The sequence below is a fragment of the Ancalomicrobiaceae bacterium S20 genome (assembly GCA_040269895.1).
GTDB lineage: Bacteria > Pseudomonadota > Alphaproteobacteria > Rhizobiales > Ancalomicrobiaceae > Methyloraptor > Methyloraptor flagellatus.
In genome coordinates this window covers 4,224,105-4,244,464 of sequence record CP158568.1, presented here as the reverse complement: position 1 = coordinate 4,244,464, position 20,360 = coordinate 4,224,105, and the positions used below count along the sequence as shown (strand labels likewise).

23 protein-coding genes and 1 tRNA gene are annotated in these 20,360 nt (G+C 60.7%); 9 read left to right on the top strand and 15 right to left on the bottom strand.

All coding sequences use genetic code 11. The features are described 5' to 3' along the window. Positions 1–74: 74 nt before the first annotated feature. Entirely contained in the window at positions 75–1,451 is a 1,377-nt protein-coding gene (locus ABS361_19130; protein ID XBY44134.1) for an aminotransferase, read from the top strand. Between the two features lie 129 nt (positions 1,452–1,580). Continuing rightward, on the top strand, positions 1,581–2,180 hold the full coding sequence (locus ABS361_19125) for a hypothetical protein (protein ID XBY44133.1): 600 nt from the start codon (positions 1,581–1,583) through the stop codon (positions 2,178–2,180). Positions 2,181–2,279: 99 nt separating this feature from the next. Here the strand turns inward: ABS361_19125 and ABS361_19120 are convergent, their stop codons facing one another. The 12 genes from ABS361_19120 to ABS361_19065 all read right to left on the bottom strand — a co-directional run bounded on the left by ABS361_19120 (position 2,280) and on the right by ABS361_19065 (position 9,939). After that, entirely contained in the window at positions 2,280–2,663 is a 384-nt protein-coding gene (locus tag ABS361_19120) for a RidA family protein (GenBank protein XBY44132.1), read from the bottom strand. A gap of 9 nt (positions 2,664–2,672) precedes the next feature. Beyond that, positions 2,673–3,278, bottom strand: coding sequence for a 3-isopropylmalate dehydratase small subunit (gene leuD, locus ABS361_19115; GenBank protein ID XBY44131.1), 606 nt, complete (start codon positions 3,276–3,278; stop codon positions 2,673–2,675). Positions 3,279–3,355: 77 nt separating this feature from the next. Further along, on the bottom strand, positions 3,356–4,309 hold the full coding sequence (argC, locus tag ABS361_19110; protein ID XBY44130.1) for an N-acetyl-gamma-glutamyl-phosphate reductase: 954 nt from the start codon (positions 4,307–4,309) through the stop codon (positions 3,356–3,358). 165 nt (positions 4,310–4,474) lie between these two features. After that, complete coding sequence (locus ABS361_19105; GenBank protein XBY44129.1) at positions 4,475–4,891, bottom strand: metallopeptidase family protein; 417 nt, start codon at positions 4,889–4,891, stop codon at positions 4,475–4,477. A 59-nt stretch (positions 4,892–4,950) separates the two neighbouring features. Further along, positions 4,951–5,205, bottom strand: coding sequence for a hypothetical protein (locus ABS361_19100; GenBank protein ID XBY44128.1), 255 nt, complete (start codon positions 5,203–5,205; stop codon positions 4,951–4,953). Positions 5,206–5,668: 463 nt separating this feature from the next. Beyond that, positions 5,669–6,028 carry a c-type cytochrome gene (locus tag ABS361_19095; GenBank protein ID XBY44127.1) on the bottom strand — a complete coding sequence of 120 codons (360 nt, stop codon included), beginning with the start codon at positions 6,026–6,028 and terminating at the stop codon, positions 5,669–5,671. 221 nt (positions 6,029–6,249) lie between these two features. Then, the gene (locus ABS361_19090; protein XBY44126.1) at positions 6,250–6,759 is read right to left on the bottom strand and encodes a L,D-transpeptidase; all 510 of its coding nucleotides are present in this window, start codon (positions 6,757–6,759) and stop codon (positions 6,250–6,252) included. A 120-nt stretch (positions 6,760–6,879) separates the two neighbouring features. After that, complete coding sequence (locus ABS361_19085) at positions 6,880–7,149, bottom strand: hypothetical protein (GenBank protein ID XBY44125.1); 270 nt, start codon at positions 7,147–7,149, stop codon at positions 6,880–6,882. A 62-nt stretch (positions 7,150–7,211) separates the two neighbouring features. Beyond that, on the bottom strand, positions 7,212–7,418 hold the full coding sequence (locus ABS361_19080; protein XBY44124.1) for a Trm112 family protein: 207 nt from the start codon (positions 7,416–7,418) through the stop codon (positions 7,212–7,214). A gap of 14 nt (positions 7,419–7,432) precedes the next feature. Further along, the gene (locus ABS361_19075; GenBank protein XBY44123.1) at positions 7,433–8,113 is read right to left on the bottom strand and encodes an LON peptidase substrate-binding domain-containing protein; all 681 of its coding nucleotides are present in this window, start codon (positions 8,111–8,113) and stop codon (positions 7,433–7,435) included. A gap of 121 nt (positions 8,114–8,234) precedes the next feature. Continuing rightward, entirely contained in the window at positions 8,235–9,248 is a 1,014-nt protein-coding gene (gene trxA / locus ABS361_19070) for a thioredoxin (protein XBY44122.1), read from the bottom strand. Between the two features lie 157 nt (positions 9,249–9,405). After that, a complete protein-coding gene (locus tag ABS361_19065; GenBank protein XBY44121.1) occupies positions 9,406–9,939 on the bottom strand; it encodes a YbaK/EbsC family protein in 534 nt (177 codons plus the stop codon). A 406-nt stretch (positions 9,940–10,345) separates the two neighbouring features. On the opposite strand from ABS361_19065, the gene ABS361_19060 reads away from it, so the two are divergent. Both ABS361_19060 and ABS361_19055 read left to right on the top strand, forming a co-directional pair. Next, a tRNA-Gly gene (locus ABS361_19060) sits at positions 10,346–10,420 on the top strand. Positions 10,421–10,670: 250 nt separating this feature from the next. After that, positions 10,671–11,252, top strand: a complete 582-nt coding sequence (locus tag ABS361_19055) for a sce7726 family protein (GenBank protein ID XBY44120.1) — start codon at positions 10,671–10,673, stop codon at positions 11,250–11,252. On the opposite strand, the gene ABS361_19050 is transcribed toward ABS361_19055, so the two are convergent. Next, the gene (locus ABS361_19050; protein XBY44119.1) at positions 11,209–12,333 is read right to left on the bottom strand and encodes a beta family protein; all 1,125 of its coding nucleotides are present in this window, start codon (positions 12,331–12,333) and stop codon (positions 11,209–11,211) included. The two genes, ABS361_19055 and ABS361_19050, sit on opposite strands and share 44 nt — an antisense overlap. Positions 12,334–12,555: 222 nt before the next feature. Between ABS361_19050 and ABS361_19045 the strand changes: the two genes are divergently transcribed. From ABS361_19045 to ABS361_19030, 4 genes are all read left to right on the top strand, one after another. Further along, positions 12,556–14,184 carry a site-specific DNA-methyltransferase gene (locus ABS361_19045; GenBank protein XBY44118.1) on the top strand — a complete coding sequence of 543 codons (1,629 nt, stop codon included), beginning with the start codon at positions 12,556–12,558 and terminating at the stop codon, positions 14,182–14,184. A 2-nt stretch (positions 14,185–14,186) separates the two neighbouring features. Next, complete coding sequence (locus tag ABS361_19040) at positions 14,187–15,200, top strand: virulence RhuM family protein (GenBank protein ID XBY44117.1); 1,014 nt, start codon at positions 14,187–14,189, stop codon at positions 15,198–15,200. After that, positions 15,197–17,863 (top strand): DEAD/DEAH box helicase family protein, encoded by a 2,667-nt coding sequence (locus ABS361_19035; GenBank protein ID XBY44116.1) that lies wholly within the window; start codon positions 15,197–15,199, stop codon positions 17,861–17,863. The genes ABS361_19040 and ABS361_19035 overlap by 4 nt, the downstream gene beginning before the upstream one ends. 112 nt (positions 17,864–17,975) lie before the next feature. Beyond that, a complete protein-coding gene (locus tag ABS361_19030; protein XBY44115.1) occupies positions 17,976–19,367 on the top strand; it encodes a hypothetical protein in 1,392 nt (463 codons plus the stop codon). On the opposite strand, the gene ABS361_19025 is transcribed toward ABS361_19030, so the two are convergent. Then, complete coding sequence (locus ABS361_19025) at positions 19,354–19,590, bottom strand: helix-turn-helix transcriptional regulator (protein XBY44114.1); 237 nt, start codon at positions 19,588–19,590, stop codon at positions 19,354–19,356. The two genes, ABS361_19030 and ABS361_19025, sit on opposite strands and share 14 nt — an antisense overlap. A 91-nt stretch (positions 19,591–19,681) precedes the next feature. Here ABS361_19025 and ABS361_19020 point away from each other — a divergent pair, with 91 nt between their 5' ends. Further along, complete coding sequence (locus ABS361_19020) at positions 19,682–19,969, top strand: hypothetical protein (GenBank protein ID XBY44113.1); 288 nt, start codon at positions 19,682–19,684, stop codon at positions 19,967–19,969. 4 nt (positions 19,970–19,973) lie between these two features. On the opposite strand, the gene ABS361_19015 is transcribed toward ABS361_19020, so the two are convergent. Then, positions 19,974–20,282, bottom strand: coding sequence for a DUF5681 domain-containing protein (locus tag ABS361_19015; GenBank protein ID XBY44112.1), 309 nt, complete (start codon positions 20,280–20,282; stop codon positions 19,974–19,976). Positions 20,283–20,360 lie beyond the last annotated feature (78 nt).

Below are 20,360 nucleotides of genomic sequence, written 5' to 3'. Positions count from 1 at the left end.
TCCAGCCGACCGGGCGCCCGCGCCCGGCCGGACTTCTCGTCAAACGATCCGCACCAGAACGGAGAAATCCCCCGATGCTCTCGAATTCGCACGACCTGATCGACCGCGCGACGGTGATCCATCAGCAGACCGATCTCGTCGCCTACAAGGACCACGGCGGCACGATCATCAAGCGTGGCGAGGGCGTCTACATCTACGACGAACAGGGCAACAAGTATCTCGAGGCCATGGCCGGCCTCTGGTGCGCCTCGCTCGGCTTCTCCGAGAAGCGGCTCGCCGACGTCGCCTACAAGCAGCTGCTGGAGCTGCCCTACTACCACACGTTCTTCGCCAAGAGCCACGTGCCGAGCGTCGAACTGGCCGATCGGCTCCTGTCGATCGCGCCGAAGGGCATGTCGAAGGTGCTGTTCCAGTGCTCGGGCTCGGAGGCGAACGACGCCGCGATCAAGCTCGTCTGGTACTACAACAACGCCCGCGGCCGCCCCGAGAAGAAGAAGATCATCGGCCGCGTCCGCGGCTACCACGGCAACACGGTCGCCTCGGTCTCGGTCTCCGGCCAGCCGCACATGCACGGCGGCTTCGACGCGCCGCTGCCGATGATGCGCCACACCGAGAACCCGCACTACTACCGCTTCCACGAGGAAGGCGAGACCGAGGAGCAGTTCTCGACCCGCATGGCCGAAGCGCTCGAGAAGCTGATCCTCGCCGAGGGCCCGGAGACGATCGCGGCCTTCTTCGCCGAGCCGGTGCAGGGCGGCGGCGGCGCGATCACGCCGCCGAAGGGCTATTTCGAGAAGATCCAGCCGATCCTGAAGAAATACGACATCCTGTTCCTTGCCGACGAGGTCATCTGCGGATTCGGCCGCACCGGCAACATGTGGGGCTCGGAGACCTACGACCTGAAGCCGGACATGGTCTCCTGCGCCAAGGCGCTGTCGGCCGCCTATCAGCCGATCTCGGCGTTGATGATTTCGGAAGACATCTACAACGCCATGCTCGACCAGTCGGGCAAGCTCGGCACCTTCGGCCACGGCTTCACCTACGGCGGCCACCCGGTCGCCTGCGCGGTCGCCAACGAGACGCTGAAGATCTACGAGGAGCGCAACATCCTCGGCCATGTCCGCCAGGTCGGCCCGCTGATGCAGGCCGGTCTCGAGGCGACCGAGGCGCATCCGCTGGTCGGCAACGCCCGCGGCATCGGCCTGATCGCCGGCGTCGAGCTGATGGCCAACAAGGAGAAGCGCATCCCCTTCGCCCCCGAGGCGAAGGCCGGCATCGTGGTGCAGGACGAGGCGCAGAAGGTCGGCCTGGTCGTCCGCGCCATCGGCGACCGTATCGCCTTCACCCCGCCGCTGATCATCACCGCCGCCGAGATCGACGAGATGCTGGCGAAGTTCGGCAAGGCCCTCGACGCGGCGCTGCCGCGGCTCAAGGGCGCGATGGTGGCGTGAGGAGCTTAGGGATCGAAGTAGCGCGCATCATAACTTGGTGCGCGCTGCTACCTAAAGGGTATACCGTTTTATATTGAACGGAATGTTTTAAAATAAGGGTCGACAGGCATCCTCGGAGGAACGGCCAAAATGTCGATGTCGACCGTGTTCACCTTAGCGCTCTTGGGTTGTTTTACTCCATTCGTAATTATGCTTATAGTCGCATTTGCGATAGAGAGGAGAATAAAACCAGCTTGTGCGCGATTTTGTCGATATTTCTATAAATTTGGAAGTCCGTCGTCCGCAATGGTGGCAGCTGCTATCGCGTCCTTTGCTTTACTTCAAGATTCTGCCAAAATTGAAGCCGAACGCAAGGACGATTTCGTCGCATTTCGAAATCTTGCCTGTCTCGCTACTAGGTTTGTAATTCCTTTTCTCAAAGAGGTAGATAATAGAGAACCAAATTTATTGACTGACGATAAAATTATAGTATTTGATGTGGCAATAAAGGGCCTCGAAAGCATTGATCTAAAGCGCGTATATCCGCCACATTACAGCGACAATTTCTTAGATATATACCACCAAACACTGAGGGCTCGCGAAATAGAAAAAACGATTATTCGCGACAAGATCATTCCGAATTTCAACGATTTAACCAATTCAATTTCCAAGACCATCCAGAAGGACATAGATTCCATAAACGAGTACACAAAAATCCTTGGATCGCGTCATTTGGCTAAATGTATATAGACTACAGCCCTTTTACATTTGCGGCGCTATCCTCCAATAAATAAAAGCCGGCGCCGCACCCGCGACGCCGGCTTCCCGATTCATGCAGGTCCTGGCGCGTCAGCCGCGCTTCTTGGCCGTGACCTCGATCTCGACCTTCATCTCCGGCTTCACCAGACCGCAGACGATCATGCTCGCGGCCGGACGGACCTCGGCGAAGTACGAGCCGACGATCGGGAACACCACGTCCATCATCGCGGCGTCGGTGACGTAATAGGTCGCGCGCACGACGTCCTCGATCGCGAAGCCGGCGTCGCCGAGCGCCTTTTTGATCGTCTCCATCGCGTTGCGGGTCTGGTCCTCGACCGACTCCGGCATCGCCATGGCGGCATAGTCGTAGCCGGTCGTGCCCGACACCCAGCACCAGTCGCCGTCGGCGACGGCGCGCGAGTAGCCGGCGACCTTCTCGAAGGGCGAACCGGTCGAAATCAGCTTGCGGGTCATGGATCGTCCTCAGGCCCAGGGATGCAGTTCGGCGTTCTTCTTCTCGAAGGTGTCGATCGCCGCACCCTTTTCGAGCGTCAGGCCGATGTCGTCGAGACCGTTGAGCAGGCAGTGCTTCTTGAAGGCGTCGATCTCGAAGGAGATCGTGCCGCCGTCCGGACCGCTGATCGTCTGCGCCTCGAGGTCGACGGTCAGCGTGGCGTTGGAGCCGCGCTCGGCGTCGTCCATCAGCAGCTTGAGCTGCTCGGGCGTCACGACGATCGGCAGGATGCCGTTCTTGAAGCAGTTGTTGTAGAAGATGTCGGCGAAGCTCGTGGAGATCACGCAGCGGATGCCGTAGTCGAGCAGCGCCCAGGGCGCATGCTCGCGGCTCGAGCCGCAACCGAAATTGTCGCCCGCGACCAGGATCTCGGCCTTGCGATAGGCCGACTGGTTCAGCACGAAACCCGGCTTCTCGGCGCCCGCCTCGTCGAAGCGCATTTCATAGAAGAGACCACGCCCGAGGCCGGTGCGCTCGATCGTCTTCAGGAACTGCTTCGGGATGATCATGTCCGTGTCGACGTTGACGATCGGCAGCGGCGCGGCGACGCCCGTCAGCTTGGTGAACTTCTGCATGGGGTTTCCTCCGGATCGATCCGCACCTCGACCGGCGGTGTCGGGCCGGCCGGTCGGGCGCGTGTGCAATGTCGGGCTCAGGCCGCGGCGGCGAGGCCGGCGGCGTGGTCGCGCCCGATCATCAGATTGAGATTCTGCACGGCCGCGCCGGACGCGCCCTTGCCGAGATTGTCGTAGACCGCGACCAGGATCGCCTGACGCTTCGCGTCATTGCCGAACACGTGCAGCCGCATCGCGTTGGTGCCGTTGAGGCCGCGCGGATCGAGCTCGGCGAGCTTGTCGACCGCGGCGAACGGCGCCACGGTGACGAAGGTCTCGCCCGCATAGCGTGTCGCCAGCACCTCGTGCAGCTGCGCGGCGGTCGGCGTGCCCGGCAGCGACCAGAGCTGCAGCGGCACGAAGGTCAGCATGCCCTGCGCATAGGCGCCGACGGCCGGCTGGAACAGCACATCTTCCTCGAGATGCGCATAGGCGCGCATTTCCGGCAGATGCTTGTGCTTCAGCGACAACCCATAGGGCATGTAGGGTGACGGATCGGCGGCGGCCTCGTAGTCCTCGATCATCTTGCGCCCGCCGCCGGAGTAGCCCGAGACGGCATTGAGCGTGATCGGGGTCGTCGCCGGAATGAGCCCGGCCTCGACCAGCGGCCGCACGGTCGCGATCAGGCCCTGCGGATAGCAGCCCGGATTGCCGACGCGCTTGGCGTCGGCGATGCGCTCGGCCTGGTCCTTGGCCATCTCCGCGAAGCCGTAGACCCAGCCCTCGGCGATCCGGTGCGCGGTCGAGGCGTCGATCACCTTCACGTCCGGGTTCTCGATCAGCGACACCGCCTCGATCGCCGCCTCGTCGGGCAGGCACAGAATGGCGACGTCGCAGCTGTTCAAGAGCCGCTTGCGCTCGTCGGCGTCCTTGCGCTTGTCCGGATCGATCGAGACCACGCGCACGTCCCGGCGCCCCTCCAGCCGCTCGCGAATCTGAAGCCCGGTGGTGCCGGCTTCGCCGTCGATGAAGATGGAAGGCGTCGAGGACATGGGACGGGCCTTTCGTGCGGACAACGCGCAATGAGCGCGGAAACGAGCGGCTTCTCTAACACCAAGGCGTGACGATGTCATGCCGCCGCGGGCGCGGTTTTCGCCGGCGAAAATCGCGGGGCTCGGGGCTGCTTCGGCGCACCCCGGCCGGCGCGCGCCCAAGCCTCACCCCGCCGCCGCCTCGATCGCCTCCATGTCGTCGTCGGAGAGACCGAAATGGTGGCCGATCTCGTGGACCAGCACATGGGTGACGATCGCTCCGAGCGTCTCGTCGTGTTCGGACCAATAGTCGAGGATCGGGCGGCGATAGAGCCAGACCTGATTGGGCATCTGCCCGGTCGCGGCGGTTGCCGCGCCATGGGCGAGCCCGACGCCCTGGAACAGACCGAGCAGGTCGAACGGTGATTCCAGCCCCATTTCGTCCAGCACGTCGTCTTCGGGGAAGTCCGCGATGCGCACGATCACCTCACCGGTCAGCTGGCGGAACGCCTCTGGCAATGCAGCATGGGCGGCGAGCGCCAGGGTCTCGAAATCGTCGAGGCCGGGGGCGGCGAGCGTGCTCCAGTCGATCGGCAAGGTCATGCGGGGCTCTTTCGGGAGAGACGGGACGTGACGATGGGGAGAGCACGGCGGACGGGAGTTCAGCCGTAGGTCGCGACGAGATGCCAGAGGAGAAGGCCGATCGCGACGAGGGCGAGACCGCGGCCGATCCGCGTGCCCCAGACCTCGATCGGGTCGGCCGGATCGACATCGGCGGCGCCGAAATGCCGCTTGGTGCCGTCAACGACACCGCCGAGGCCGGAATCCGCCACGCCATGGCTTTCGCGCGCGACGCGGCGCAAGGCTTCCTCCGCCGCGCGCTGGCGATCGTCTTCGAGGTGGCGTTCGCCATTCATGATGTCGTCCGTCCGTCCCTTGAGCCTCGAGAATGACGCCCCGGCGCCAGCCCGACCTCGCCTCGTCTCGTGTCTTCCTTGCAGCATATGGCATTGCGCATTGCGACGGGAAAGAGCCGGACGACGACTAGCGGCGCCCGCTGAGCCGGTTTCGACCGGCCCGCAGCGCGACATCTGTAACGCGACGCCGTCCAGCACAGTCCAAGGCAGCGAAGGAGGCGGTTTTCCCCGCGGTTCCCCCCGCCCCCTTTCGGGGCCGTTCCCTCGTCCGGGGGCACGGATCCCACCCCTCGCCGCCGAGGCCCTGCGGGCCCTCTCCGCACCCGCAGGCGTCGATGCTCGTTCCCGTGCTGTTACGCCGCCGTGCGGGGCTCGCGACATCGACGATGCCTCGGCGGCGGTCTTTCTCCGCCGCCGGTCGAGCAACCACAAAGGGTTGGAAAGGCAGTCGCCGACGCGCCGCTCAGCGGCGCAGCGATTTGATGTAGGCGACGAGATCGCCGATCTCGAGCCGCGACAGCGCCAGATCCTGCATCTTGGAATGCGCCTTGGCCGGCGCTGCGAGGATGTTGGCGATCGCGTCCTCGGCGCGCAGCGGATCGGCGGCCAGCGCCGCGAAGGCCGGCGCGTCGGCCGCCGCCGCCGTCTGGCTCGGTTCCACGACATGGCAGGCCGCGCACCAGCGCCGGGCGAGCCGCAGACCGTTGGCGGGATCCGGCACCTCGGCCGCTTCCGCGGCGACGAGCTCGAGGACGGAAACGGCCAGCACCGCAGCCGTGACGGCCGGAACGGCAAGCGCAATCGAAGCAAAGAGCCGGTGCATATCTGTTCTCCCCCCGTATCGCCGGTCGCGTCGAAATCCGTCCCGCGACCGACCGGAGAACGATCTTAGGCCGGCGACGCGGGGGCGGCGTAGTCCGAACGGATACGGAGAGCCGGCGAAGCGACGTTGCCGGGGTCGTGGGATCCGGAGCTTGGCGCAAAGAAAAAGCCGGCCACCCCGAGGGACGGCCGGCCCGAAACCGCCGATCGACGCTGCCGTGCTCAGCGCAGCACGACCACGCGCGTGCCGACGCCGACGCGGTCGAACAGCTCCACCACGTCCTCGTTGTACATGCGAATGCAGCCGTACGAGGCCTTGGTGCCGATCGAATCGCGGCGGTTGGTGCCGTGGATCGCGTATTCGCCGGCCGCGAGCACCATGGCGCGCGGCCCGAGCGGATTGGACGGTCCTGGCGGCACCAGTGCCGGCAGGCTCGGTTTGTCGCGCCGGACTTCCGCCGGCGGACCCCAGATCGGGTTGACTTCCTTGCGCGCGATGACGGTCTCGCCGGACCATTCCTTGCCCGGCATGCCGACCGCGATCGGATAGCGCACCGCCTGACCGTAGCCGACCACGAAATAGAGCTTTCGCTCGCTGGTCTTCACCACGATGGTGCCCGGCTCGTAACCGGCCGGGAACGACACGATTTCGCGCGCCGCCGCGCCCACGCCCGAGAGGGCGAGCGCGATGAGCGCCGCCGGGATCGCCCCGGCTAGCTTGAAGAGACGCATGACACACTCCCCGAATGCTCCCGCGACCGGGAGCTTCGGCGAGCAAAACTACGGAGGAAACGTTGAAATCCTGCGAGGAAGTACGGTAACCGGAATCTTCACCGATCCGGTCCGCCGGCTTCACTTCACCAGCTTCAGGCAGGGTCCGGCAGCCTCGGCCGCGGCCCGCGCCGACGCCCGATCGAGCTTGCCCGACAGGACCAGCGGCCGGACCTGGGCGATCACGACATCCTTCATGACGCTGTCCGGCTTCAAAGCCGGCGCGACCGCGTCATAGACGAGCTTCGCGGGCACCGGCAGTTTCGCCGCGCAGGCCGCACCGGCGGCGAGATCGGCACGGGCCGCGCCGCCGGTGGTCAGCGCGGCAGCCGCGAAGGTGGCCAGAGCCATCGATAAAGCCATCGAACCGCGCATGCTCCACTCCTGTCTCGTCGACACCTGTCCTCGGCCGTTCACTCGAGCGGCCGCGCCTCTTCCGGCAGCATGATCGGGATGCCGTCACGGATCGGGAAGGCGAGCTTCGCGGCGCGGCTGACCAACTCCTGCCGCTCGGCGTCGTAGGCGAGCGTGGTCTTGGTCAGCGGGCAGACCAGCAGCTCCAGGAGCTTCGGGTCGACGCGGCCCTTCTGGCGTTCCTCGCTGCGCGTGGTTTCGTCCATCGGCGGGGCTCCGTTCATTGCAGCGGCCCGTGCGGGCTCGCCCGGCCGGCGAGCATCCGCTCGGTGATCGCGACCAGGATGTCGCCGCGCGTCTTCAGATCCGCGGCCTCGAGCAGCGCCTGCTTCTCGGCCGCGCCATAGGGCGACATCATCGCCAGCGAATTGACGATCGGCTCGTTGTCGGCGCCGTTGAAGCTGTTCCAGTCGGCCTCGAGATCGTTCGCCTCCAGAAACGCCTTGAACGCCGTCATCACCGCCTTGCGATCGACCGCCTCCTGACCGAAACCGGGCGTGAAGTCGCTGGCGAAGGGCGCGGCCGTGATGCGCGCGATGCGATAGGGCGTCGTGGTCGACATTTCCTCGACGATCCGGAACCGGCTGACGCCGGTCAGTGTCAGCACGATCCGGCCGTCGCCGGTCTCGGCATATTGCGTGATGCGGCCGAGCCCGCCGGTCTCGACCAGCGGCGGGCGGCCATCGAGATCGACCGCGCCGCGATCGAAGCGCGGCTGGATCATGCCGATCAGCCGGTCGCCGCGCATGGCGTCCTCGACCATGGCGAGATAGCGCGGCTCGAAGATGTTGAGCGGCAGCTGGCCACGCGGCAGCAGCAGCGCGCCCGGCAGCGGGAACAGCGGCACGACCGGCGGAAGGACATCCGGTCCGCGATAGGTGGCGTTGCCGGCCTGAGTCATGACGACGTCCCGCGCTTCATTGCGATAGGCCGGCGGCGCACCTGCCGGCACGCCGCCGGGATGACGGTTAGGGGCGTCCGCCTCACAGCGCCCCGCCCGCGCGGGGGCGGGCGCGCACCGATCAGGCGAACAGCACCGACGACAGCCGGCGACGACCATAGAGCGTCATCTCGTCCTTCGGGCCCCAGGCCTCGAAGAACTGGACGAGCTGCTTGCGCGCCGCCTCCTCGTTCCAGTCGCGCTTGCGGCGCACGATCTCGATCAGATGATCGACCGCGCCCTCGCGATGGCCGTGGGCGTTGAGGATCAGCGCGAGATTGAACCGCGCGTCGTGGTCGTTCGGATCATGGGCGATGCGCGCCTCGAGCGCGGTCGGGTCGCCGAGCTTGGCGGCGTTCTCGGCGAGCTCCAGCTGCGCCTTGACGCCGGCGATCTTGGGATCGCCCTGCTTGGCGGCCGGCACCTCCGCGAGGAGCGCGCGCGCCTGATCGAATTCCTTGGCGGTGACGAAGATCCGGGCGAGCCCGGCCGTGCCGTCGAGGTTGTCCGGCTCCATCTCGCGCACGGCGGCGAACAGCTCGGCCGCGCCCTGCAGATCGCCCTCCGCCTCGGCCGCAGCCGCCTCCGCGAGCAGCGTCTCGACGTCCGACGGCCCGACCGGACCGGCGACACGCTCGATGAAGCTCTGGATCTGCGTCTCGGGCACCGCGCCCATGAAGCCGTCGAGCGGCTGGCCGTTCTTGAATGCGATCACGGCCGGGATCGAGCGGATGCCGAGCTGGCCCGCGACCTCCGGATGGTGGTCGATGTTCATCTTGACCAGCTTCACCTTGCCCTTGGCGTTCTTGACCACCTTCTCGATGACCGGGGTGAGCTGCTTGCACGGGCCGCACCACTCGGCCCAGAAATCGACCAGCACCGGCTGCTGGCGCGAGGCCTCGATCACGTCCTTGACGAAATCGCGGGTGGTCGTCTCCTTGATCAGATCGCCGGGGGCGGCGCCCGCCGGGCCCGGCGACGCCGGGGCCTGGGGCGCCTCGAAGCGCGCGGTCGCCTGACCGCCCGCCTGTCCGCCTGCGGAGCCGGAAACGGAGCCGGAATAGCTGTTGCCGTAGGAAAAGCTGGGGCCGCTCATGGGTCGGGTCCGGTCATTTGTCGGGCACGCGCGGCGCATGCGGCGCGCCCGGTCGTGGAAAATCCTGCGGCGCATAACATGGGGTCAAAGCCGCGCGAATACAATTCGCGACACCCCACGGGAAATTTGCCGCGGTGGTCTGCGCCGGACGCGGATCTCAACCCTCGGCCGGCGCCTCGTCGAACGAGACCTTGCCGTCCGAGACCGCGACGATCTTCGGCGGATGCCCGACCGCCTCCAGGAAGCGCACCAGATCCTCGCGCCGGATCGAGGTGGTCGCGGTGTTGACCAGCGGATGCGCGTTGATGACCGCGTGCTCCATCAAGGCCGCATCGAGCACGACCGTGACGCGGCCGGCGGTATCGTTGATGGCGCCGAAGCTCGTTACCGAGCCGGGGATGACGCCGAGCAGCTCCATGAGCAGCTCCGGCTTGCCGAAGGTCACGCGGCCGGAGGCGCCGATCTTCTCGTGGATCCTCTTCAGATCGATCGCCGCGTCGTATTCGGCGGTGACCAGGAACACGTTGTCCTTCTTGTCCTTCAGGAACAGGTTCTTCGTATGCCCGCCGGCGAGCGCATCCTTGGCATGCCGGCTCTCGGCGACGGTGAAGAAGGCCTCGTGCTCGAGCGTGGTGGTCTCGATGCCGAGTTCGGCGAGTTTTGCGAACAGGTCGTCACGGGTGAAGGGCATGGGCTTTCCTAACGGACAATGCGGCGGCGCGCGGCGCGACCGCCGAACCGTCGGCCCGACGCCACGCACGCGCTTTTCTCGAACCGACGTTTAGAGCAAGGCCGGACGAGCGCAAAACAGTTCGATCGGATGACGCGCGCATGGCGGCCTCCCTCCGGTTCGAGACGGTCCGGGCCGGTTCCGACCGATGTGCAGCGGATGCGAAAGGCATCACTGGCCGCCGCGCATGCACGGCACCGAGCCGGCCATCCACAGGCCGGACGGTCGAAATCGGGCGGAAAACCGGGATTTCCGAAAAATTCCTTTGCCGGCGATGGAGAGAAACGCAGATAGGGTGTTGCAAAGCCCGGCCGGTTCGGTCTATAGAACCGCCCGTCGCCGGGACACTGGCGGCGTTACCCAGGATGCGGGTGTAGCTCAGGGGTAGAGCACAACCTTGCCAAGGTTGGGGTCGAGGGTTCAAATCCCTTCGCCCGCTCCAATTTCCCTCAATAAAATGAGGGAGTTACAAACAGGCCGCCGCAAGGCGGCTTTTTTGTTGTTCAGACGTTTACCCACCCTTTACCCACGCGAAGGGAAATGACTCAAGATTGGGCACCGGCGCCTTGGCGTGGCGGCTCCTGCCCAAACTTCAACGTCGACAGATTCGCGGGGGCGGATTTATATCACGGTTGTTAGGGCAAACGTTACTTTTGCCTCGCCAACAATAATGACACCGGCGGGAGGCCAAGGTGCGTGACATCGACGTCCGGAACGCGCTGCGACGAGAGGTCTTGAAGCGACATGAGGGTGAACCCGATACCCTCGTGCTGCATGAACTCGGACTTCGTCATGGTGTCGCGCGCGTCGACGTCGCCGTCGTGAACGGTTCGCTTCACGGTTACGAGATCAAGAGCGATTCCGATACGCTCGACCGCCTGCCCGCCCAAATCGAAATCTACGGGTCGGTCTTGGATCGTGCGACGTTGGTCGTCGGTCAGCGCCACGCCGACAAGGCGATGGATATCGTTCCGCCGTGGTGGGGCGTGAAGATCGCGACCGAAGGTCCGCGCGGCGGCATTCAGTTGCGGGACGAGCGTCGCCCTCGCATGAACGCCAACATCGACCCGTTGGCCGTCGCCGAACTCCTTTGGAGCATCGAGGCGAAGGAGGTCTTGCGCGACCTCGAATATTCCGAAAAGGACCTTCGGAAGCCGCGCGCCTATCTCTATCGGGAACTCGCCCGTGTGATGCCACTCGACGAGCTTCGCGACACCGTTCGGGCGATGCTCAAGCGCCGTGAAAAGTGGAGAGGTCAGCCACAACCCGCGTAATGTGCCGGTTGCTGGAAACCCAAACCCACGTCGTCATATTGCCCGTACTCTCGTCGCCGTCCGCGCATCCCTGGATGTATCGGTCCCCATCAGAAGGTAGTGATTTTTCAAAAATGCGCTCTTTCTTCGTCGTCTGCTTGCACATGTCCTTGTATTGGTCAAATCCATAAGTCCGTACTGGCTTTCCTTTTATAATATACCAAGAGTCACTTGTTGTATATCTAAGTTTGGCGAATGGCTTTATGAGGCGCATGTCAAGCTCAACGGGATCCGGATGAGCTACTACATAGTCCCCATAAGCTGGTAGGCGGGCTTTTCTTCCAAGTGTATTTACAATAGTTTTATAAATTGCCCACTCACGCCGAGGATACAACGTATCTGGGTAAAGAACTGGTGTGTCTGTTCCTTCAGTTTTGTGGATGGTAAATGCAACGTCCTGAAGCGTCTTCGGATACGAACTGCCCGCAATAGTAAATGTTCTCCAACGATTCAAATGAGGCAATTTTTGAAGTGAACTAATTATTGCCTCGACGAATACAGATGTTGGTAGGAATTTATCGCAAAGATCAACTATCAAATCAGAACCTGCAACACTGGCGCCGATATCAGATAGCAGTAGCTCTATATCGCGATCGATATTCTGTCGATCGAAGTCTTCAAGCTGAAGACGGATGGCCGCGCCATTGCCATCTGCAAGAACAGCCACCGCAGCCGAGCGGCGATATTCGGCATCGCAGGAAAGCGCAACAACCGGGATCGCCGTACACCCTTCCGTCCGCGCAAGCTGCATGACGCGCTCGAGCGGGTGCGTTCCATCGGCCATTCGCTCGGATGAGGCGATGTTCTTCGTATCGACGAAGCACGTCCTTGAAGCCCACTTTGCCTTCAGCCGTCGACCGAAGTCCTTCAGGTGATCGTCGAGCGACTTTGCGACACGGCTGTTCTCGAAATCATAGCCAACCGCCGGAAGTTCGATCAACGGGGTTACGCGGTCTTTGACGGAACTCTCCAATCGTGCCAACGCCTGATATTCACCGAGCTTCCATTTGAGGATCGGGACGTAATGCAGATGATTGAACATGGCGACGTCCTTGGGCGGTGCTAAGGTCGCGGCTCAACGCCTTGTCGAGTCGAATTGAGAGACTTGTACCATGAGTCGCACCAGAAATCAAAATCCGACGCAAAATGCACCGGATTTTCGGCCTGTCTGCGAATTCGATGACATATTGCCGTTGCTGGAGTATCATTCAGGCGAAATGCGATTCGAAGCTATCGCTCTGGTTTAACAAGGAATAGCCGGGACATGCCCACACTCGATTGGATTGGCAAGAAGGCGGTGGTGAACCACCATCGCGACGTGCCGTATCGGCTGATCCATTGCGACAAAGACAAGTCCGTCGGCGATCCCGACGCGGGCAATCTTCTGGTGCAGGGCGACAATCTCGAAGCCCTGAAGGCACTGTTGCCCTATTACGCGGGCAAGGTGAAGTGCATCTATATCGACCCGCCGTACAACACAGGCAACGAGGGTTGGGTCTACAACGACAATGTGAATTCGCCTGAGATCAAGGCATGGCTGGGGGCGACCGTCGGCAAGGAAGCCGAAGACCTGTCGCGTCATGACAAATGGCTGTGCATGATGTATCCGCGTTTGCGCCTGTTGAAAGAATTCTTGAGCGAAGATGGATCGATCTTCGTATCGATGGACGACAGCGAATCCGGCTCGCTTCGTATGGTTTTAGATGAAGTTTTTGGGCGCGGTAATTTCCTTGCTTCGATCATTTGGCAAAAAGTGTTTTCACCGAAGAACTCGGCACAATTTTTCTCGGATGATCATGACTACATTTATGCGTACGCGAAAAACATTGGCCTTTGCCAGATGGGTTTGCTTGCCCGAAGCGCCGAACAAGATGCACGATATACCAATCCCGACAATGACCCGCGCGGCCCGTGGACTTCCGGCGACTTCTCGGCGCGCAACTTCTACGGCGAAGGGACGTACGCCGTGGAAACGCCTTCGGGACGGGTTATCCCCGGCCCCCCAACGGGAATGTACTGGCGCGTTTCAAAGTCGAAGATGAAGGAATTGGACGCAGACGGCCGCGTCTGGTGGGGTGAGACGAAGGATAACGTACCGCGCCTCAAGCGCTTCCTGTCTGAGGTGAAGCAAGGTGTCGTCCCGCAAACGCTTTGGTTCTACAAAGATGTTGGCCACACTCAAGAGGCCAAAAAGGAATTGCTCGAAACGGTGAGCTTCGAAGATAGCGCGTCGGTCTTCATCACGCCAAAGCCCACGCGCTTGATGAAGCGTATCATCGAAATCAGCACCGAACCCGGCGATATCGTCATGGATTCCTTTGCTGGATCGGGCACGACCGGCGTTGCCGTCGCCCGGCAAGGAGGGGGACGGCGCTACATTCTGATCGAAATGGAACCGTCCATTTGCCAGAACGTGACGGCCGAACGGCTGTCGCGGGTCATTGCGGGATACGACAAGGGCAGAGCGAACGGAACGAAGGAGCATGTCGAAGGGGCGGGCGGCGGCTTCCGCTTCTGCACCCTCGGCGAACCGCTCTTCGATGCCGACGGCAACGTCAGTCCGGCCGTCACTTATCCCGATCTCGCCGCCCATGTGTTCTTCTGCGAGACCGGCTCGCCGATCCCGCGTCGTGCCGACGGATCGTCGTCGTTGATCGGGACGTTTCAGGGCCGCGCCATCTACCTCCTACATGCGACGGACAGTGCCGGCGTCGCCAGCACGGCAGCGGGCAATGTGCTGACCGGTTCCATGTTGGATGCCCTGCCCTTACCGGAAACGGGCTTCACCGGCGCGCGCGTCGTCTACGCAGAAGGCTGTACCGTGCCCGACGACCGCCTTTCCCGCCTCGGCGTGACCTTCAAGCAAATCCCCTATCAGATCGAGGGGCTTTGACCATGAGCGACCAGCCGACCGAATTCTTGCTCTATGTCGCCGAAGATGGGCGAACGCGCATCGACGTGCGCGTGCAGGGCGAAAACGTCTGGCTGAACCAGCTTCAGCTTGCCAGCCTCTTTGAAACGACGAAGCAGAACATCAGTCTACACATCAAGAACGTGTTCAACGAAGGCGAATTGGACCCGACCGCAACCGTCAAGGAATACTTGACAGTTCAAACCGAGGGCCGACGAACCGTCTCGCGGGCCGTTGCCCACTACAATCTCGATATGATCATCGCCATCGGCTTTCGGGTGCGTTCGGCGCGCGGCACGCAGTTCCGGCAATGGGCCAATGCGAGGCTCGGCGAATACATCGTCAAGGGCTTCGCGATGGACGACGAACGTCTCAGCCAATCGCGGCATGACTATTTCGACGAACTCGTGCGCCGTGTCCGGCGCATTCGCGTCTCCGAACGGCGCTTCTATCAGAAGATCACCGACATCTTTGCGACCAGCATCGACTACGATCCGAAGGCGGACATCACGAAGACCTTCTTCGCCACCGTCCAGAACAAGTTCCATTACGCCATCCACGGCATGACCGCGCCGGAAGTGATCAAGGCGCGCGCCGATGCATCGCAGCCGCTCATGGGCATGACGTCCTTCAAGGGCGTCGTGCCGACGGCAACCGATGTCACCAGCGCCTTGAACTATCTGGACGAAGGCGAACTGACGGCGATGGAACGAATCGTCTCGCAGTATCTCGACTTCGCCGAGGGACAGGCGGAACGTCGCATTCCCATGAAGATGGCCGATTGGATCGCCAAGCTTCACGGCTTCCTGACGCTGAACGACCGCGACATTCTGCAAGGGGCGGGCAAGGTGAGCCGCAAGGATGCCGACGCCAAGGCACTCGCCGAGTTCGACAAATACCGGATCGAACAGGACCGGACCTATCTCAGCGATTTTGATCGCGAGACGAAGAAGCTGTTGGGCGCGAAGCCGAAGACCAAGAAGGGCGACCTCGAATGACACTGCCGCTCTTCACGCTCAAGTCCTACCAGCTTGAAACGCTCGCCACTCTTCGCCGGTATCTCGAAAAGACGGTGGAACTCGGCGACGCCGACACAGCGTTCTACGCCATCACCAAGCGGTCCTATGTGCCGCCGCCGTCGTTGCCCGGATTGCCCTACGTCTGCCTGCGTGTGCCCACAGGCGGCGGCAAGACGGTGCTTGCCGCCCATACCGTCGCCATTGCCGCCGACAGCTTCCTGCGCACCGATGCACCGACTGTGCTTTGGCTGGTGCCGTCGCAGACGATCCGCGAACAGACGCTCGCCAGCTTGCAGGACCGCGCCAATCCCAACCGCCGCGCGCTCGCCGACCGCTTCGGCGAGAATGTCCGCGTGATGACCGTTCAGGAAGCCCTCTACGCCAAGCGCGCCGACTATGACGGCGGATTGGTGGTGATCGTCGCGACCATCCAAGCCTTCCGGGTGGAAGAGACCGAAGGCCGCAAGGTCTACGAGGCCAACGGCGAGTTGATGGACCATTTCAGCGGCCTCGCCGACGGGCAACGCGCCTTGCTGGATGCCGGTCCATCCGGCGACCCGGTGCCGTCGCTCGCCAACGTGTTGCGCATCCGCCGCCCGATGGTGATCGTCGACGAGGCGCACAATGCCCGCACCGACCTGTCGTTCGACACGCTGGCGCGGCTGAAGCCGTCGCTCATAGTCGAATTCACCGCAACGCCGGTCACGCCAGAGGAGCACAAGCCCGAAAAGGGCATCTACGCGTCGAACGTCCTGCACCATGTGTCCGCCGCCGAACTCAAGGCCGCCGACATGATCAAGCTACCGGTGGTGCTTCGCGGCCGGGCGGACCCGCGCGAAACCATCGGCGATGCCATGGCGTGGCTGGACGAACTGACGGCGACGGCGGCGGCTGAAGAGAAGACGACCGGCGAATTCGTCCGCCCCGTCATGCTGCTTCAGGCCGAAGCCAAGTCGAAGGATCGTCCGACACTGCACGCCGAAGAGGTGAAGAGGATTCTCGTCGATGATTTCCGGGTGCCCGACGATCACGTCGTCATCGCCACCGGCGACAGCAAGGGGCTTGATGGCGTCGACCTGTTCGACCGCGATTGCCGGGTTCGGTTCATCATCACGCAGCAGGCATTGAAGGAGGGGTGGGATTGCTCCTTCGCCTATGTGCTCTGTTCGGTCGCGGAACAGAAGTCGCCCCGCGCGGTGGAACAGCTTTTGGGCCGGGTTCTGCGACTGCCCCGCGCCAAGCGGAAGGTGCATGAAGACCTGAACCGCGCCTATGCCTTCGCGACGACGACCAGTTTCCAGAATGCGGCGAACACGCTTCGCGACGGGCTGGTCAACAACGGGTTCGAACGCGTCGAAGCCCAAGCACTGGTGCGTGCCGTGCCGGTCATTCCCGGCTTCGAAGAACGCGGATCGGCCTTCGTCTTCGAAGAGGCGCTTCCGGCCGAGATCGACGCCACCAGCTTCAAGACCAATATCGAGACCGCGACCGGCGGGCGGGTCGAAATCGACCTCAGCACGGGAACGATCCGGGCGCGCGGCGCTCTGACCGACTATGACCGCACGGCGCTGAAGCTCGCTATGCCGGAAGCCGCCGCCGTCGTCATCGACCAACTGGTGCATCGCTCGCGCGGCGCGCGCCTCAAGGTTCCGGACGCGGCGCAAGAGGCTATCCGCTTCGCCGTGCCGAGGCTCGCCGTTACGACGCCGACCGGGCCGCAACTGTTCGACCGGGCGCATTTCCTCGATATCCCGTGGAAGCTGGAAGAGAGTGATCCGGCCCCGATCCTCGATTTCTTCGCCCCTCCCAAGCCTGCCGGGGACGAAGCCCATGTGGACGTGAGCACGGCCGGACAGGTGACGGTGCAGTTTGTCACCGACCTGCACGAACAGCTTTCGCTCGCACTCGCCGAACGCGGCTGGACCAAGAACGCGCTGGTGAACTGGATCGACCGGCGTTTGCCGTTCTCGTCGCGCCGCGACATCACCCGCGTTTCGTCGACGCTCTTCATCGCCAAGGCGCTGGACGTGATCACGGCGAAGACGGGCATGACCGTTGAAGCCTTGGCCAAGGCGAAGTTCCGATTGGTCGAAGCCTTCGTGAAGGTCATCGGAAAACACCGCGACGAACGGGAGAAGACGGCCTTCGAACAGGCGTTGTTCCCACAAAGCGGTCTCGAATTTGCGACCAGTTCGGCCGTGGAACTGGTATTCGACGAAAACCGCTACGGCTACAATCAGCCCTACAAGGGCGGGACGGACTTCAAGAAGCACCTGTTCCGCGTCATCGGCGATCTTGAGCCCCGCGGCGAAGAGCACGAATGCGCCGTCTATCTGGATCGGCTCAAGGAGGTGAAGGCTTGGGTGCGCAACACTGCACGCCAGCCGCATTCTTTCTGGTTGCAAACCTCGTCGGACAAGTTCTATCCGGATTTCGTCGCGCTTCTGAACGACGGCCGTGTATTGGCCATCGAATACAAGGGCGCGCATCTGGCGTCAGCCGACGACGCGAAGGAAAAGCGGCTGATCGGCGAACTTTGGGCAGAGCGGTCAGGCGGAAAGTGCTTGTTCTTGATGATCGAGAATAAGGAGTTTGTGCAGGTTGAACGAATAACCGATCATGAGTCAGAAGGGACTTGCTAAATATGAATAAAATCGGAAACAATTCTCAATGAGTGTCGACCGTGGCAATATATGTACTGTATATGAAATAAAAAAATAGGCTGAATGGTCAACGACCAGGCAGCCTATTTTCATGAAAATTTACTTACTAGAGAACAAGCATCAATATGATCTGGATAATCATCAGAATGAGTGTGATGATTTCGAATTTAGTCATGCCGCACCTCCTTTGTGTGCGGATTTATTACAAGGCACCAATGACAAGAGGAAGCGACACAGAATGACCCCTAAGGTTCCTCAATTCCGGTTTGATGGACGCAAGCTTGAAATGCCCCTTGCGGACGCGCTCCGTTTTTCATTGGAGAAGAAGCACATCGAAAGCGGACAAAAGAAAATGGAAATAATTTCTGGATTTAGAATAACATATAGGAACTGGGTTAGAATAACAAATGGTGATGTCATTCCAAGTTTTTCTACATTGCTTCAGATTAAGCGATATCTAAATGATGATTATCTTTCAGATCTAATTGACTCTGCATATATTGCGTCAGCTTCAAAGAAAGAGCGATTCACCAGAGAAGATATTGAGAGCATTATTGGTCATTTTTCAGGAATAAAGTGCGAACTAAGAGACCTTGACGAACCGTTGAACTTTCGAAAAATATGCTATTCTGAAAATATAAAATTCTCTGATGCAGATGAAAGTATTAATGCGATTAATTATTTTATATTTATTCGGACTATGATCATTTCGAGGCGCATAAAATCGCTGAACGCTGAAGATGTCTATTTTCGTATACTAATTACTCTCTACAGAGAGAATCTAATTTATCGATATGGAAACGACTACATAAATCAAAATGAGTCCATTTCGCAAATGGATCAACTGCATTTGCATAATAAAAGCAGCTTCTTTTTAGGATCTATAGTCGACCAAAGGATTCTAATGATTTTTAATCCAGAAGAAGTATTTTTTCCCGACGAAAATAGAGATTTCTTGGAAGATGTAATTACAAACCTCGATTATGTTCACGATTTATATTCTATTTTTGACTCAGATGACAGTGATCCACTCCGAGCCTATGGTTTTAAAAATGCAAGCACGGACGCCTATCTGAATAAACTCAGGGCGATGTCTATTCATTCATTTGATCTTGCCGGCAAAGCGCTACCATTGATATTGGAACTCAATAAAAAAGATATAGACGAAGGTGCCGATCGCTGGCTTACTATATATAATGATATTGCTATAATAGATGCCTATATTAGTCTGCGTAAATTTGACGATGCCTTACATCTCGTTGAGAAAATTGAGGTGGAAGGCGGAAACGTTATCGCTCGCCATCTCGGAGAAATAAATCTAATAAAAGCAAAGATATTTGATAGAATCGGCGAAAGAGAAAATTTCGAACATACTATTGATTGCGCAAAAAAGCATTACACAGAAATGGGAAATGCGGGCAAAATTGGAATAATAGAGAAGATTCTGGCATTCTCAAAAGGTAGAAAAGTTATCGGTTCATAACTAAACTGATTTCCTCGCCTGGATTAAACTTTAGAATTTCCGACAATAATATGAATTCTATCACGTCGACACGGCGCTGACCGCTCTCCAATCGTGCCACGAAGGACTGATATTCACCCAAGGCATCGGCAAGTTCGGCTTGGGTGAGGCCAGCGGCTTCGCGCTTTTCAATCAGCATCGAAATCAGAGCCTTGTGCCGTTCCGTCCCCAATGTCTTGGCCATTTCGAACCCCATCGCCAGCGATGGGGACTTCAATTATATCTGAAAATCAGTTATCTTAAATTCAGATATTTCGTGGTCGGTGGACACTCGATTGGACTGGTGGCTTGCCCTGAAATGGCTGGTGATCGCGCTTGCAGCGTTCCCGATATGGGGTTCGCTGCTATGGGTCATATGGGATTTGGACATTCGGCCGCGTCTGATCCCGAAGGCGGCAATCGAGGCAGACGCCAAGGTTATGCTGGCGCGATGGGGTGAGCGCGCGGCCGAAATGGCCTTCATCGAAGAGGATAGGGCTTGGCGGTATTCCGACAACTTTCAACAAGGCCGATGGCACCGCGTCCGCGCCGCAATTGAACGCATGACGGACGAAGGCGTTTAGCGCGTCATATCGTCTTCAGCGCATTTTCGACGAACTTCCGCTTCCTCACCGCTTCCAGCAGGTCGACCAACTCGTCATGGGAGAGTTCGGCGTAGTCGATGGCCGGACTTTCCTCGCGCTGCAAGACGAGTTCGCGGGGAACGAGACTGCCCACGATCTTGAGGTACGACGCCGGGTCTTGGGTACGGACGCGGGCGAGGGCTTCGGCCCCATGTTCGGCGAAGTCGTCGACGATGGCCGACAGGAACAGGTCGGTCAGCTTGTTCTTGGCCCCCTTCGGCCGACCGGACGGATTTCCGCTCTGGCCGGGCATGAACGGACGGCCGCGCTGTTTCGACGCTGTAGGTTCAGCGGATGCTGCCGGAACCGGCAGGGCGGCGGACGGCGCATC